17 protein-coding genes are annotated in these 13,607 nt (G+C 52.6%); 4 read left to right on the plus strand and 13 right to left on the minus strand.

The annotated features are described in order from the left end of the window. The first annotated feature begins 172 nt into the window (after positions 1-172). On the plus strand, positions 173-1,219 hold the full coding sequence (ansB, locus tag SK39_RS15465; protein WP_003027108.1) for an L-asparaginase 2: 1,047 nt from the start codon (positions 173-175) through the stop codon (positions 1,217-1,219). A gap of 115 nt (positions 1,220-1,334) precedes the next feature. On the opposite strand, the gene hemW is transcribed toward ansB, so the two are convergent. From hemW to SK39_RS15490, 5 genes are read right to left on the minus strand one after another with little or no spacing between them, the layout of a single operon-like run. Beyond that, positions 1,335-2,471: a radical SAM family heme chaperone HemW gene (gene hemW, locus SK39_RS15470; RefSeq protein WP_032937402.1), complete on the minus strand. Its 1,137-nt coding sequence runs from the start codon at positions 2,469-2,471 to the stop codon at positions 1,335-1,337. Then, positions 2,464-3,057, minus strand: coding sequence for an XTP/dITP diphosphatase (locus SK39_RS15475; RefSeq protein WP_003027104.1), 594 nt, complete (start codon positions 3,055-3,057; stop codon positions 2,464-2,466). The genes hemW and SK39_RS15475 overlap by 8 nt, the downstream gene beginning before the upstream one ends. Positions 3,058-3,064: 7 nt before the next feature. Then, the gene (gene yggU, locus SK39_RS15480; protein WP_003027101.1) at positions 3,065-3,355 is read right to left on the minus strand and encodes a DUF167 family protein YggU; all 291 of its coding nucleotides are present in this window, start codon (positions 3,353-3,355) and stop codon (positions 3,065-3,067) included. Then, positions 3,352-3,918, minus strand: coding sequence for a YggT family protein (locus tag SK39_RS15485; RefSeq protein WP_048217172.1), 567 nt, complete (start codon positions 3,916-3,918; stop codon positions 3,352-3,354). The genes yggU and SK39_RS15485 overlap by 4 nt, the downstream gene beginning before the upstream one ends. Before the next feature lie 18 nt (positions 3,919-3,936). Then, complete coding sequence (locus SK39_RS15490) at positions 3,937-4,641, minus strand: YggS family pyridoxal phosphate-dependent enzyme (protein WP_048217173.1); 705 nt, start codon at positions 4,639-4,641, stop codon at positions 3,937-3,939. 17 nt (positions 4,642-4,658) lie between these two features. On the opposite strand from SK39_RS15490, the gene SK39_RS15495 reads away from it, so the two are divergent. Beyond that, positions 4,659-5,639 (plus strand): type IV pilus twitching motility protein PilT, encoded by a 981-nt coding sequence (locus SK39_RS15495; RefSeq protein ID WP_016150970.1) that lies wholly within the window; start codon positions 4,659-4,661, stop codon positions 5,637-5,639. Here the strand turns inward: SK39_RS15495 and ruvX are convergent. From ruvX to metK, 8 genes are all read right to left on the minus strand, one after another. Continuing rightward, positions 5,636-6,052, minus strand: coding sequence for a Holliday junction resolvase RuvX (gene ruvX, locus SK39_RS15500; RefSeq protein WP_003027087.1), 417 nt, complete (start codon positions 6,050-6,052; stop codon positions 5,636-5,638). The two genes, SK39_RS15495 and ruvX, sit on opposite strands and share 4 nt — an antisense overlap. Further along, positions 6,052-6,615, minus strand: a complete 564-nt coding sequence (locus SK39_RS15505; protein WP_048217422.1) for a YqgE/AlgH family protein — start codon at positions 6,613-6,615, stop codon at positions 6,052-6,054. The genes ruvX and SK39_RS15505 overlap by 1 nt, the downstream gene beginning before the upstream one ends. A 111-nt stretch (positions 6,616-6,726) precedes the next feature. Further along, positions 6,727-7,674 carry a glutathione synthase gene (gene gshB, locus SK39_RS15510; RefSeq protein ID WP_003027083.1) on the minus strand — a complete coding sequence of 316 codons (948 nt, stop codon included), beginning with the start codon at positions 7,672-7,674 and terminating at the stop codon, positions 6,727-6,729. 19 nt (positions 7,675-7,693) lie between these two features. Further along, complete coding sequence (gene rsmE, locus SK39_RS15515; protein WP_003027080.1) at positions 7,694-8,425, minus strand: 16S rRNA (uracil(1498)-N(3))-methyltransferase; 732 nt, start codon at positions 8,423-8,425, stop codon at positions 7,694-7,696. 74 nt (positions 8,426-8,499) lie between these two features. Then, a complete protein-coding gene (gene endA / locus SK39_RS15520) occupies positions 8,500-9,207 on the minus strand; it encodes a deoxyribonuclease I (protein WP_016150969.1) in 708 nt (235 codons plus the stop codon). A gap of 94 nt (positions 9,208-9,301) precedes the next feature. Next, positions 9,302-9,799, minus strand: coding sequence for a SprT family zinc-dependent metalloprotease (locus SK39_RS15525; protein ID WP_003838223.1), 498 nt, complete (start codon positions 9,797-9,799; stop codon positions 9,302-9,304). A gap of 77 nt (positions 9,800-9,876) precedes the next feature. After that, entirely contained in the window at positions 9,877-11,271 is a 1,395-nt protein-coding gene (gene galP, locus SK39_RS15530; protein ID WP_003027074.1) for a galactose/proton symporter, read from the minus strand. Positions 11,272-11,670: 399 nt separating this feature from the next. Further along, positions 11,671-12,825 carry a methionine adenosyltransferase gene (gene metK / locus SK39_RS15535; RefSeq protein WP_003027071.1) on the minus strand — a complete coding sequence of 385 codons (1,155 nt, stop codon included), beginning with the start codon at positions 12,823-12,825 and terminating at the stop codon, positions 11,671-11,673. A gap of 418 nt (positions 12,826-13,243) precedes the next feature. Here metK and SK39_RS27880 point away from each other — a divergent pair, with 418 nt between their 5' ends. Both SK39_RS27880 and yqgB read left to right on the plus strand, forming a co-directional pair. After that, positions 13,244-13,381 carry a hypothetical protein gene (locus SK39_RS27880; RefSeq protein WP_269147429.1) on the plus strand — a complete coding sequence of 46 codons (138 nt, stop codon included), beginning with the start codon at positions 13,244-13,246 and terminating at the stop codon, positions 13,379-13,381. Positions 13,382-13,472: 91 nt separating this feature from the next. After that, positions 13,473-13,604, plus strand: coding sequence for an acid stress response protein YqgB (gene yqgB, locus SK39_RS26035; protein ID WP_003027062.1), 132 nt, complete (start codon positions 13,473-13,475; stop codon positions 13,602-13,604). Positions 13,605-13,607 lie beyond the last annotated feature (3 nt).

Below are 13,607 nucleotides of genomic sequence, written 5' to 3' on the forward strand. Positions count from 1 at the left end.
ACGGCGCAGAAACATTCTGCGCCGTTTTATTTTGTATATTTCTGTTTTTTTGATATCCATCTCTAAGAATGGCAATTTGGTGGAGATATAAATCTGGTTAATTGGAACTCGTCACATTATTCATCTGTAGGATAGACATAATGCTGCAAATTCAAGTAACTGGAGAAATAACATGGAGTTTTTCAAGAAAACGGCACTTGCCGCACTGGTTATGGGTTTCAGCGGCGCGGCGCTTGCACTGCCAAACATCACCATTTTAGCGACCGGTGGGACGATTGCCGGCGGTGGTGATTCCGCGACAAAATCTAACTACACGGCAGGCAAGGTTGGCGTAGAAAATCTGGTTGAGGCCGTACCTCAGTTGAAAGATATCGCTGTCGTTAAAGGCGAGCAGGTGGTGAACATCGGCTCCCAGGATATGAATGACGAAGTCTGGTTAACGCTGGCCAAAAAGATTAATACCGAGTGTGATAAAACCGACGGCTTCGTGGTGACACATGGTACGGATACCATGGAAGAAACCGCCTATTTCCTCGACCTGACCGTCAAGTGCAACAAGCCGGTCGTGCTGGTCGGCGCCATGCGTCCATCTACGGGTATGAGCGCTGATGGCCCGTTCAACCTGTATAACGCAGTGGTAACTGCCGCAGACAAAGCCTCTGCCAACCGCGGAGTGCTGGTGGTGATGAACGACACCGTTATGGATGGTCGCGACGTGACTAAAACTAACACTACCGACGTTGCTACCTTCAAATCCGTTAACTACGGCCCGTTGGGTTACATTCATAACGGTAAAATCGACTACCAGCGTACGCCTGCGCGTAAGCACACCACGTCTACTCCGTTCGATGTTTCTAAGCTGACCGAGCTGCCGAAAGTTGGGATTGTTTACAACTATGCTAACGCCTCCGATCTGCCGGCAAAAGCACTGGTAGATGCGGGTTACGCAGGGATCGTTAGTGCAGGTGTAGGTAACGGTAACTTGTATAAAACCATTTTCGATACGCTGGCAACCGCCGCGCATAAAGGTACCGTTGTGGTGCGTTCATCTCGTGTACCAACGGGTGCCACCACGCAGGATGCAGAAGTTGATGATGCAAAATACGGATTTGTGGCTTCAGGTTCCCTGAACCCGCAAAAAGCACGTGTTCTGCTGCAGCTTGCGCTGACTCAAACCAAGGATCCTAAACAGATCCAGGAAATGTTTAATCAGTATTAATGACTGAAGGTGGCTGCGCTCATCGACCTAACCCTGTAGGCCTGATAAGCGCAGCGCCATCAGGCAATTTGCCGGATGCGGCTCAAGGCCTTATCCGGCCTACATCGTTACCGTATTACTCCGCCAGAAACAGCTCCAACAGAGAGTTCAAAAACAGCTTACCGTGTTGAGTAATCTGCCAGTATTCATCGCATTCACTCAGGTAGCCCTGGGAAATAGCCTCATCGATCTGTCGACGAATAACGTCCTCGGTAAGCCCGGTATATTGTCTGAACTCCGCGCGAGGCGCGGCCTCAAGCAACCGGAAACGGTTCATAAAGAACTCGAACGGCTTATCGGCTTCGGCGACATCACGCTGGCTTTCGAGATAACGCCCTTGCATGTAGCCACGCGGATGCCGCGTTTTGGTGGTACGCAGAATGCGCCCGTCCGGGAACGTAATTTTGCCATGCGCGCCGCAGCCAATACCGAGATAGTCGCCAAAACGCCAGTAATTAAGGTTGTGCTGACACTGATAGCCCGGCTTCGCATAGGCTGAGGTTTCGTACTGTTGATACCCGGCGGCGGTCAGCAACTGGTGGCCTTGCTCAAAAATATCCCACAGCGCATCATCGTCTGGTAAAACAGGCGGTCGGGAACCGAACAGCGTGTTGGGTTCGATGGTCAACTGATACCAGGAAAGATGCGGTGGGTTGAGCGCGATGGCCTGCTGTAAATCGCCCAGCGCCTCTTCCAGCGTCTGATCTGGCAAACCATGCATCAGGTCGAGGTTAAAGCTGCGTAGCCCCAGACCGCTCGCCAGGTGTGCTGCTCGTTTGGCTTCTTCCGGTCCGTGAATACGTCCCAGACGCTCGAGTTTGGCGGAGCTAAAGCTCTGTACGCCAATTGAGATACGGTTTACGCCAGCGCGTTGATAATCAACAAAGCGATCGGCTTCCACCGTCCCGGGATTCGCCTCCATTGTGATTTCTGCATCTGCGGCCAGATTCAGCCGTGCACGCACGCCGTCGAGCAGCGTTTGCATTGCCGGGCCAGAAAGCAGGCTCGGCGTACCACCACCGATAAAAATTGTCTTTACTTCGCGCCCCTGGGCATGGGCCACCTCAGTATCCAGATCGCTCAGCAGGTGCTGAACATAGTCGTCATGAGGAACCTCGCCCTTAAGCGCATGCGAGTTAAAGTCGCAGTACGGGCATTTCTGCACGCACCAGGGGATGTGAATATAAAGACTTAGCGGCGGAAGGTTAACCATTGCGCAGGGCATCCAGCAGCAGCTTCAGTGCCTGTCCGCGGTGAGAAATCGCACTTTTTTCTTCGCGGGTCAGCTCAGCAGCTGTTTTTCCTTCGGACGGCACAAAAAAGATTGGGTCGTAACCAAAACCACCGTTTCCGGCCGGTTCACGGGTAATCACGCCCGGCCAGCTTCCGTGGCACACTAAAGGCGTGGGATCGTCCGCATGGCGCATATACACCAGCACGCAGTGGAATTGCGCCTGACGCTGGTCATCCGGGACATCCCGCAGGGTGTGCAGCAGTTTTTCCAGGTTCTGCTGATCGGTCGCATCTTCGCCGGAATAGCGGGCTGAATAGATACCCGGCGCGCCGCCAAGGGCATTTACTGCCAGGCCGGAGTCATCAGCAATGGCTGGCAAACCCGTAATTTGCGCGGCATGACGCGCCTTCAGAATGGCGTTCTCAATAAACGTCAGTCCGGTCTCTTCTGCAGAATCAACTCCCAGATCCGTTTGGGCAACAACATCAAGACCGAAATCACTCAGAAGAGAGGCGAGTTCACGCACTTTACCGGCATTGCCGGTCGCGAGGACAACTTTTTGCATGGGATACCTAATCAGTTAGCGCCGCAATTTCGGGCGGGATCTGTTGCGGATGAATAATTTTAACCTGTTTGTGACGACCAAGCTCGCCCTTCTCAATAACGACCTGGCTTTTCGCTACGCGGAACTGTTTACCGAGAAACTTCACCAGATGGCTGTTGGCTTGTCCATCGACCGGCGGGGCGGTAATGGCGACTTTAACTTCGTCGCCATGTAAACCCACAATACTGTCACGGCTGGCTTTCGGCTGAATATAGAGCCGTAAAACCAGACCGTCGTCGCAGGGTGTAACGGCACTCATAGCGCCATCCACAGCCCCGGCAGCAGCATGTTGCCTGTCGCCTGTAACACTTCCGCGATACCCATGTTAATGACATAGAGCAGCAGAACCAGAATCATTGGGGAGAAATCGATCCCGCCCATGCCTGGAAGTATGCGACGGATAGGACGCAACAGCGGATCCGCCAGTTGAATCAGCACGTACTCCACCGGGCTGCGACCCTGGCTGACCCAGCTCATAATCGCCATTACCAGCAGCACCCAGAAAATCAGCAGCCCAATGGTCTTCAGGAGAATCAGCACGGCGGCGATCCAGATGATCGGCTGGAACGTGACCACCTTAAATAGCACGATGGCTTTGATAAAGCTGAGAACGAGCGCGACTAATGCTGATGCGCTGTCAATGGGCCCCATCGGAGGAATAATACGGCGTAACGGCCCAATAATGGGCTGAGTGATTTTCACAATAAACTGCGAGAACGGGTTGTAGAAATCGCAGCGAGACCATTGCATCCACACGCGCAGCAGCAGCGCCATGGTATACAGCTCAATTACCGTTGAGAGCAGGAAGGTCAACGTATTCATGGTGTTCCTTAATTTTCCTTATTTTTTAGTGTAATCACGAGCACCAAAAATGGCAGTGCCGATGCGCACCATCGTGCTACCCGCCGCGATAGCGGCATCCATATCATCAGACATCCCCAGCGAGAGCGTATCGATATTTGGATAGCGTGTTTTCAACCCGGCAAATGCTACAGCCATTTGCTGTGCAACTTCAAACTGCCTTACATAATCTGACTCAGGAGCGGGAATAGCCATCAAACCACGCAGGGTAATGCGCGGCAGCGCAGCGACTTCAGCGGCCAGGGCATCAAGCTCTGTCAGCGGAATCCCTGACTTACTGTTCTCATCGCTGATATTAATCTGGATCAGCACATTCAGCGGCGGCAGGTCTGCCGGGCGCTGTTCGCTCAGACGGGCAGCGATACGTAGACGGTCGATCGTATGGCACCAGTCAAAGTGCTCGGCGACCAGACGACTTTTGTTGGACTGCAGCGGGCCGATAAAGTGCCACTGCAGATCGTTGACGCCTTTTTCCTGAAAGTAGCGGATTTTATCCACCCCTTCCTGGACATAGTTTTCACCGAAGGCACGCTGCCCTGCGGTAATGGCTTCTTCGATGGCGCTCGCAGGTTTGGTTTTGCTGACTGCAAGCAACATAACTTCTTCTGAAGACCGCCCGCAACGCGTCGCGGCGGCTGAGATTTTGTCCCGGACATGTGCCAGGTTATGCGCGATATCGTTCATTTTCCGAGGATGTTCATATGAATATGGAAGAAATAGTGGCCCTTAGTGTAAAGCATAACGTGTCGGATCTACACCTGTGCAATGCATGGCCCGCGCGTTGGCGCAGGCGTGGAAAAGTCGAAAGCGCACCGTTTACCACGCCTGACGTAGAGAATCTGCTGATGTGCTGGCTCAGTGAGCAACAACAGGTACAGTTGCAGGAGCAAGGGCAGATTGATTTTGCCGTTACCCTGACGGACTCCCGGCGGCTGCGCGCCAGCGCATTTGTCCATCAGCAGGGAACCTCGCTGGCGCTAAGACTGCTACCGCTGGATTGTCCTCATTTAGACGATCTTCAGCCTCCCGCGGTCATACCTGAACTGCTTCACAGTGAAAATGGGTTGATTCTGGTGACAGGCGCTACCGGCAGCGGTAAATCTACGACCCTGGCGGCGATGGTGGAGTATCTTAATCAGCATATTGAGGGGCACATTCTGACGCTGGAAGATCCTATTGAATATCGCTACACCAGCCGACGTTGTCTGATTCAACAGCGGGAGGTGGGCGCACACTGCGCCTCTTTCGCCGCCGGTTTGCGCGGTGCGCTACGCGAAGATCCCGACGTTATTTTGCTGGGCGAGCTGCGCGACGTGGAAACCATTCGGCTGGCATTAACGGCGGCGGAAACCGGACATCTGGTGCTGGCAACGTTACATACGCGAGGTGCGGCGCAGGCCATCGCGCGGCTGGTGGATTCCTTTGCAGCAACAGAGAAAGATCCTGTGCGTAACCAACTGGCAGACAGCCTGCGGGCGGTTCTTTCGCAAAAACTTGAGGAGGATAAGCAGGGGGGACGCGTGGCGCTATTCGAACTACTCGTCAACACGCCCGCCGTGGGCAATTTGATCCGCGAAGGGAAAACGCATCAGCTACCCGGCGTGATTCAAACCGGGCAGCAGACAGGTATGCAGACGTTTGCACAAAGTTTACAGCAGCGACAGGCGCAGGGGCGGCTTTAATAGCCCTGCTCGAAATAGCTTTCCAGGATAATAACGGCAGAAGCGGAGTCCACTTTGCCTTTATTCAACGCCCGGTAACCGCCTTGCTCAAACAGGCCTGAGCGGGCTTCGACGGTGCTCAAACGTTCATCGTGCAGCGTTACGGTTACGCCAAAGCGACCATGAATGCGGTTAGCGAATTTACGTGCGCGCGCGGTAAGGGGCTGTTCGGTGCCATCCATGTTGAGCGGCAGGCCGACAATGATTTCATCCGGTTGCCACTCTTTCAGCAGGCGTTCAATCAAATTCCAGTCTGGCGTACCGTCCTGTGCTTTGATGGCGGGCAATGGCCTGGCCGTACCGGTAATGCGCTGACCCACGGCGACGCCGATACTTTTCGTACCAAAATCAAAAGAGAGTAATGTTCCGTTCATCATGCGTGTCCCGCCACGCCGGGCATGGTCTGAATATCTATCCCGATAAGCTTCGCCGCATTGCGCCAGCGGTCGGCAATCGGTGTTTTGAATAAGATGTTGAGATCGGCAGGGGCCGTAAGCCAGGCGTTATCCAGTAACTCTTGTTCCAGTTGGCCCTTTTCCCATGATGAATAACCCAGCGCAACCAGCACTTCGGACGGTTGTTCCTGCGTACCCAGGGTTTCTAATACATCGCGGGAGGTTGTGATGATGGTGTTATCAGAAATGCGAATACTGGACGCAAAGCGCGACGGTGGGGTATGAAGTATAAATCCACGGTCTTCTGCCAGCGGGCCGCCGAGCATCACGGGCTTATCCAGACGAATGGCCGGATCGCGTTCTTCTGGAGTAATCTTCAGCTTTTCCAGAATCCCTTCAATTTGTAAGTTTTCCAGAGGCTTATTGACGATAATCCCCATTGCTCCGTTCTCATTATGTTCGCAGATATACACCACGGAACGGCGGAAAATTGGATCCTGGAGAGCAGGCATGGCAATTAGAAAGTGATGCTGTAAATTCATTGTCAGAGGTTCTGTTTCCTGGTTCAAAAAAGCAACAGCGCCCAGTATGTGGGCAAACAGGAGCGCTGTCACTATTAGTATTGGTAGGGTCCCTTCTACCGGCGAGTTCTTTTATTTTTGCAGACGGGCCTCAATGGCATCCATCAGCATACCGGTAATCGAAACCGGGAACTCCGCTTCAATTTCACGAATACAGGTTGGGCTGGTGACGTTAATTTCCGTCAGACGATCGCCAATGATATCCAGACCGACAAAAATCAAACCTTTCGCTTTCAGCGTTGGCCCAATGCGACGGGCAATTTCCCAGTCACTGTCGGTTAATGGACGCGGCTCGCCACGACCACCTGCGGCCAGGTTGCCACGGGTTTCGCCGCCCTGCGGAATACGCGCCAGGCAGTAAGGAACGGGTTCGCCATCGACCACCAGCACGCGTTTATCGCCGTCTTTAATGGCTGGCAGATAGTTCTGCGCCATGCAGTAGCGGGTACCGTGCTCGGTCAGCGTTTCCGCAATAACGCCGAGGTTCGGATCGCCTTCCTTCACGCGGAAAATAGAGGCCCCGCCCATGCCGTCCAGCGGCTTAAGTATGATGTCGCTGTGTTTTTGCCAGAAGGCTTTCAGCTGCGCTTTATTACGCGTGACCAGCGTTTCCGGCGTCAGATCGGCAAACCATGCGGTGAACAGCTTTTCGTTGCAGTCGCGCAGGCTCTGCGGTTTGTTGACGATCAGCGTTCCTTTCTCTTCTGCACGTTCCAGAATATAGGTCGCGTAGATGAACTCGGTATCAAACGGCGGATCCTTACGCATCAGAATAACGTCCAGGTCTGCCAGCGGGAGATCCTGCTCGCTCTTGAACTCATACCATTTGTCGTAGTTCTGCTCTACGCTCAGGGTACGCGTATGGGCGCGGGCTTCGCCGTTGATCAGATAAAGATCGGCCATCTCCATATAATGAATTTCGTAACCGCGGCGTTGCGCTTCCAGCAGCATAGCGAAGCTGGAATCTTTCTTGATGTTGATGCTTGCGATGGGATCCATCACGATGCCGAGCTTGATCATGTTCTTCTCCGTTTATGCCTTAGCCCAGATCGCCAAAACGCACCTGAAGTGCGGTAATGGCGGTGAGCGCAGTTGTCTCAGTACGCAGAACGCGAGGTCCTAACAGAATATCAGTAAACTGATACCGTGCGGTCATGGCAATTTCATCTGCCGACAACCCACCTTCCGGGCCAATCAGCAAGCGGATGCGCTCCACCGGGAGCGGCAGCGTGTTAATGCTGGCGCTGGCGCGAGGATGCAGATTGAGCTTCAGTCCTTCGTCCTGTTCTGCGCACCATGCTTCCAGATCCATTGCCGGGCGAATTTCAGGCACCCGATTACGACCGCACTGTTCGCAGGCGGCAATAGCGATTTTCTGCCACTGCTGGAGCTTCTTGTTCAGGCGTTCATTGTCCAGTTTAACGCCGCAACGCTCAGAAAAAAGTGGCGTAATGAGGCTTACACCCAGTTCAATCGATTTCTGGATAGTAAATTCCATTTTTTCACCGCGCGACATTACCTGGCCCAGGTGGATATGCAACGGTGATTCCCGATCGTCGAGTTCAGCGTTAAGCACCTTCACTTCCACACTTTTCTTACTGGCGTGGGTAATTTCGGCGTCGAATACCTGATTGCTGCCATCAAACAGCTGTAGCGGCTGGCCTGGCCCCATACGTAGTACACGGCCGATATGGTTGGCAGCATCTTCACACAGTGAAATTTGGCTACCGGAAGCGAGTGGCTCTGGGTGATAAATGCGAGGAATGCGCATAGTTAAACATCCGCGTCATGGCCCTGGGCTGCAACAGGCCAGGGCATGGTTAAAAATATTGCCGCTAGTGTAGGTTAGCTCTTTTGCGCCTGGCAAGCGCGTTGCACATAGGGGTTATGATTCCCCTGTACCTTCGCGATGCGTTCGTCGCGCTCACACTCCCAGTCGGTGACCGGATACTGCTTATTCCAGGCATTAAAAAGCTGGGTTTGCTGGCGAGAGAGCGTCAGGTTGTATTGGTCGCGCATATAAAAATAGGTACGCGCGATGGCGCCACGGGCGCGGGCAGGCGGCTCGGCAACTTTCTCTTTGAAATCAACCTTCATCGCGCACTGTCCATACTGGCCTTCGCCACCGTTCCACTGGCTGTACATGAAGTTAGCGCGATCGCCATTCACTTCACCTACCGCAGGCTGCAGGTTATGCATATCGCTTTCCATTTTGCGATAGACCGGATCTTTAGCGCAGTTTTTACGCCCTCCGTCCTGCCAGCACTGGCGCTGATGACCAAACTGCCAGGCGGGAACAACGTGCTCCCATTCAATTCGACTGGCGCGGTTTTCGTTTTTTCGCACTTTATAGCCGCAGGATTCGAGGTCCACGACCCCTTTTTTGCCTTGCCAGTTAATTTTACAACCGCAGTAGAAATCGCCTGGTGCATCGGCGTTAACTTTGACGCCCGCCGCTTTTGCCTGAGAAAAACTGTTGATGCCTTCGGCTAAAGCCGGGCCTGAAAATGCTGCGGCTAACAAGGCCGCAGCAAAAGAAAAATTACGGTACATCACGAACTCCGTGTCAAAACGAGCCCGCAACGTAGCGAAAGTCATTCCTGTATGCAATCAGTTAGATCAGAAAAGTTCCTGATAATTCTGAAGATTATTCTGCAATCAGTGGTTCGCCGCAGTGAACGCAGCGGTAGGTGGCTTCGCCGCGTATCACGCGGTTATGGCGGCGTACGGTCAGTTGGTGTTCCTGACACTTGCAGCGGTAAGTAAAGGTCTTACGCTGCACGGATTGCAGTTCGAACTGATGCGTACGTCGGGCTGGCACGCCCAGCACGCTTTCCATCATCCATTTCCACTCTTTGCCGTGCGGCGGCACGCGGCCAAAGTATTTCCACACCAGTAAATGCGCCAGTTCATGGGGCACCACTTCGTTAACGAACGCGTCAACGTTCTCCATCAGCAGGACGGGATTCAGACGAATTTCGTAGGTTTGTAGCCACGCGGTACCCGCGGCGGTTCCGCGCTGTTGATAAACCAGCTTTGGCTCCGGGTAATTGCGTTCTAGCTTGAGATTGGCCTGAGCGAGTTTTTCCCGCAGGCTGCGCATAACGGCTTGCTGGATGGCGATAGGGAGACGGGAGGTTTTCATAACGCCAGAGGATAGTGCGACAGGGAAGGGACTGCAAGAGGAAGGCTTCCTCCCGCGGGGGAGGAAGCTTTTCGTGATTAGTCGTGTGCGCCAATTTCGCGCAGTTTACGACCTTTCATCAGGTTACGTTCAATGTGTTCCAGAGAGACATTTTTAGTTTCAGGTATCAGCCACAGGGTCAGGAAGATGAACAGGACGTTCAGACCACCGTAGACCCAGAAAGTATTGGCGCTTCCCAGCGAGTTCAGCATCGTCAGGAAGGTTGCACCGACGATCATATTGGCAATCCAGTTGGTTGCGGTAGAGCAGGTGATACCGAAATCGCGGCCTTTCAGCGGTTGGATTTCAGAGCACAGAACCCAAATCAGCGGACCGGCGCTCATGGCAAAGCCAACGATAAACATCAGCAGCATCAGTACAGCGAAGTATTGCGCGGCCGCCGAGTGAATACCCACGTGCATCATCGTACCCAGCACGCCCATACCGACGGCCATGACGATAAAGCCGAGGATCAGCGTAGGCTTGCGGCCCCAACGGTCAACCAGGCCAATGGCGATAAAGGTTGCCAGCACGTTGGTCAGACCGACGATAACAGTCCCCCACATCTGCTCGGTGGTGTTGGTGTAGCCCGCCAGCTCAAAGATTTTCGGTGCGTAATACATAATGACGTTCATCCCGGTGAACTGCTGCATCACCTGTAACAGGACGCCAAGGAATACTGCGCGGCGGAAGTTGCTGTTTTCTTTAAACAGCGCCCAGCCGCTCTGCTTCACCTGCAGACTTTCACGAATTTCATCCAGCTCGCGTTTGGCTTCTGCGCTGGTATCACGCAAACGCAACAGAACACGTTCAGCATCGACAAAACGACGTTTAGCAGCAAACCAGCGTGGGCTGTCCGGCAGGAAGATAACGCCAACCAGCAGCAGCAGGGCAGGGATGATGATCACGCCCAGCATCCAGCGCCATGCGCCGCTGTAGCTAAACGCCGTATCGGAAAGATACGCACCCAAAATACCGATGGTGATCATCAACTGATACATAGAGATCATGCTGCCACGAATTTTTTCCGGGGCAATTTCAGACAGGTAAAGCGGCGCGGTATAAGACGCAACGCCTACCGCAAGGCCGAGCAGTACGCGGGAAACCAACAGCACTTCAACGTTTGGTGCCGCGGCGGAGAACAGTGAACCGGCAACAAACAGGATTGCGCCGATCATCAAACTCTTTTTACGCCCCAGTTTGAAGGAGAGCCAACCGCTGCCGACGGCACCCACGGCAGCACCAAACATCATCGAACTCACCACCCATTCCTGAGTGTGGGGGGTAATTTGGAACTCGTCGGTGATGAACGGTAAAGCTCCGGCAATAACACCGATATCCAGGCCAAAAAGTAATCCAGCCAGGGCTGCAAGAAAGCAGACAAAAAATGTCATGGCTTTGTTGGAACGCCCCGTTTTTTTATTGTCAGGCATGATGCCCTCCGGTTGGGTAGCTAGTTTTGTTGATGTTAAGGGTAGGTGAGTACGGGGTAAAAAAATGCGAATCACATCACATTAGTGTAATCGGTTACACTAGCATTCATGTAAGTTATTGGTTATTTGATTGAAAAATAACGTTATTTATTTCGCATGAATAACATTGATTGTCTGGGTTTAAGATAATGCTGAAATATAATGTAACAGTGATGCAATCATAGTAACGAAGAGATGTTGATTCATGTTGGATCGAAATTCTACGATATGTAATCGCTTTCATTTGTTGTTTGCAACAAGGGAGATTAGCGTAGCTTTGGCTATGGGGTATGGAAGAGAAAAGGACATAAAAAAGACCAGCGCGAGGCTGGTCTTCATAAGCGTTGAGCCGTGAGGGAATTACTTCAGACCGGCAGCTTCACGCAGCAGAGCGGCTTTGTCGGTTTTTTCCCATGGGAAATGTTCGCGACCAAAGTGACCGTAAGCAGCGGTTTCTTTGTAAATCGGGTGCAGCAGATCCAGCATCTGAATCAGGCCATACGGGCGCAGGTCGAAGAACTCGCGCACCAGCAGGGTCAGTTGCTCAGAAGGCACTTTTTCAGTACCAAACGTTTCCACCATGATAGAGGTCGGTTCAGCCACGCCGATTGCGTAGGAAACCTGAATCTCACAGCGATCAGCCAGACCAGCGGCAACAATGTTTTTCGCGACGTAACGAGCTGCATAGGCTGCGGAACGGTCAACTTTAGACGGATCCTTACCAGAGAATGCACCGCCGCCGTGACGCGCCATGCCGCCGTAGGTATCAACGATGATTTTACGACCTGTCAGTCCACAGTCGCCCATTGGACCGCCGATTACGAAACGACCGGTTGGGTTGATGAAGAACTTGGTCGAAGCAGTCAGCCATTCAGTAGGCAGTACCGGCTTGATGATCTCTTCCATAACGGCTTCTTGCAGCGATTTCTGATCGATGTCTTCAGAGTGCTGAGTCGACAGAACAACCGCATCAATACCGACAATTTTGCCGTCGTCATACTGGAAGGTAACCTGGCTTTTTGCATCCGGACGCAGCCAGGATAAGGTGCCGTTTTTACGCACTTCAGCCTGACGCTGCACCAGACGGTGAGCATAGGTAATTGGAGCTGGCATCAGCACGTCGGTTTCGTTGGTTGCATAACCAAACATCAGACCCTGGTCGCCTGCACCCTGTTCCAGCGGATCGGCGCGGTCAACACCCTGGTTGATGTCCGGAGACTGTTTACCAATCGCGCTCAGTACTGCACAAGAGTTGGCGTCAAAGCCCATGTCGGAATGCACATAGCCAATTTCGCGAACCGTATTACGGGTGATCTCTTCGATATCAACCCATGCGCTGGTGGTGATCTCACCGCCAACTAAAACCATACCGGTTTTGACGTAGGTTTCGCAGGCAACGCGTGCTTTCGGATCCTGCTCGAGGATTGCGTCCAGTACGGCGTCAGAGATTTGGTCAGCGATTTTGTCAGGATGCCCTTCTGATACGGACTCGGACGTAAAAAGGTGTTTTGCCATATTTAATTTCACCTAAGGAGAATTTGGTTAGCTCAAACTGTCGAGTGGAATAGCCATGTGTAGAAGATTCTACCATGAGTCTGCAGATGACGGACACTGGCAGTCTGAGTGTTAATCGGTATAGATGGATTAACATCTGGACGGCTATTTTAGGACAGTTCTTCGCCTGATTTCCAGCTTTTTTTGATTGAGGTCGCATTGTACTGAAAATGTAACTGGAAATTTTTCCTGACGGTGCTGGCAATGCGCGCATTTATCTTTTGCTTTTTGACTTCCTTATGGGTATAAAACGCGGCGCGCGGCTCATACAAAAGCACACGACGTTTTCATCGTGTTGCCACTTCCAGCCGGGTTAAGACTTTAGCTTTGGCTTGTGGGTTCGTTCCGTCAGGAGCAACCGTGGAGGTGATACGAGATAATGAACCGTTGTATTCTGCTGAATCTGTCGCACCGTTCTGGTGTACATATGTTCCCCGCAATCTGCATCTTGCATACCTGCCGATGTTATACCCATCTCGGCGCTTCTCAGGACTCCAGGGCCGGTAACGGTCACTAAGAACTGAACAAGGGCGCTCTTGGTAAACAAGAGTTTTCTCGTGGTTTCGCCGAACCGTCAGCATTAAGTTCGGTTACGTGTTTACATTGATATGAAAAAGAAACCGGTCGCACAGTCGGAGCGTCAGCACTATCTGCTGCAAATTCTGCCTGTATTTGGGTTGTTATCGCGTCTTCGGATTGCGATAGTAGTCAACTGTTTTACACTTGTTAATAAAATTTGAGGT

The organism is Citrobacter sp. BIDMC107 (assembly GCF_001037575.1).
GTDB classification, from domain to species: Bacteria; Pseudomonadota; Gammaproteobacteria; order Enterobacterales; family Enterobacteriaceae; genus Citrobacter; species Citrobacter freundii.

Coding starts and splice junctions, on each gene's coding strand:
- ansB (WP_003027108.1), top strand. CDS start 173: ATGGAGTTTTTCAAGAAAACGGCACTTGCCGCACTGGTTATGGGTTTC.
- galP (WP_003027074.1), bottom strand. CDS start 11,271: ATGCCTGACAATAAAAAAACGGGGCGTTCCAACAAAGCCATGACATTT.
- yqgB (WP_003027062.1), top strand. CDS start 13,473: ATGAAAAAGAAACCGGTCGCACAGTCGGAGCGTCAGCACTATCTGCTG.
- SK39_RS15490 (WP_048217173.1), bottom strand. CDS start 4,641: ATGAACGATATCGCGCATAACCTGGCACATGTCCGGGACAAAATCTCA.
- metK (WP_003027071.1), bottom strand. CDS start 12,825: ATGGCAAAACACCTTTTTACGTCCGAGTCCGTATCAGAAGGGCATCCT.
- SK39_RS15495 (WP_016150970.1), top strand. CDS start 4,659: ATGAATATGGAAGAAATAGTGGCCCTTAGTGTAAAGCATAACGTGTCG.
- yggU (WP_003027101.1), bottom strand. CDS start 3,355: ATGAGTGCCGTTACACCCTGCGACGACGGTCTGGTTTTACGGCTCTAT.
- SK39_RS15485 (WP_048217172.1), bottom strand. CDS start 3,918: ATGAATACGTTGACCTTCCTGCTCTCAACGGTAATTGAGCTGTATACC.
- SK39_RS15525 (WP_003838223.1), bottom strand. CDS start 9,799: ATGAAAACCTCCCGTCTCCCTATCGCCATCCAGCAAGCCGTTATGCGC.
- SK39_RS15505 (WP_048217422.1), bottom strand. CDS start 6,615: ATGAATTTACAGCATCACTTTCTAATTGCCATGCCTGCTCTCCAGGAT.
- rsmE (WP_003027080.1), bottom strand. CDS start 8,425: ATGCGCATTCCTCGCATTTATCACCCAGAGCCACTCGCTTCCGGTAGC.
- SK39_RS15475 (WP_003027104.1), bottom strand. CDS start 3,057: ATGCAAAAAGTTGTCCTCGCGACCGGCAATGCCGGTAAAGTGCGTGAA.
- endA (WP_016150969.1), bottom strand. CDS start 9,207: ATGTACCGTAATTTTTCTTTTGCTGCGGCCTTGTTAGCCGCAGCATTT.
- gshB (WP_003027083.1), bottom strand. CDS start 7,674: ATGATCAAGCTCGGCATCGTGATGGATCCCATCGCAAGCATCAACATC.
- ruvX (WP_003027087.1), bottom strand. CDS start 6,052: ATGAACGGAACATTACTCTCTTTTGATTTTGGTACGAAAAGTATCGGC.
- SK39_RS27880 (WP_269147429.1), top strand. CDS start 13,244: ATGAACCGTTGTATTCTGCTGAATCTGTCGCACCGTTCTGGTGTACAT.
- hemW (WP_032937402.1), bottom strand. CDS start 2,471: ATGGTTAACCTTCCGCCGCTAAGTCTTTATATTCACATCCCCTGGTGC.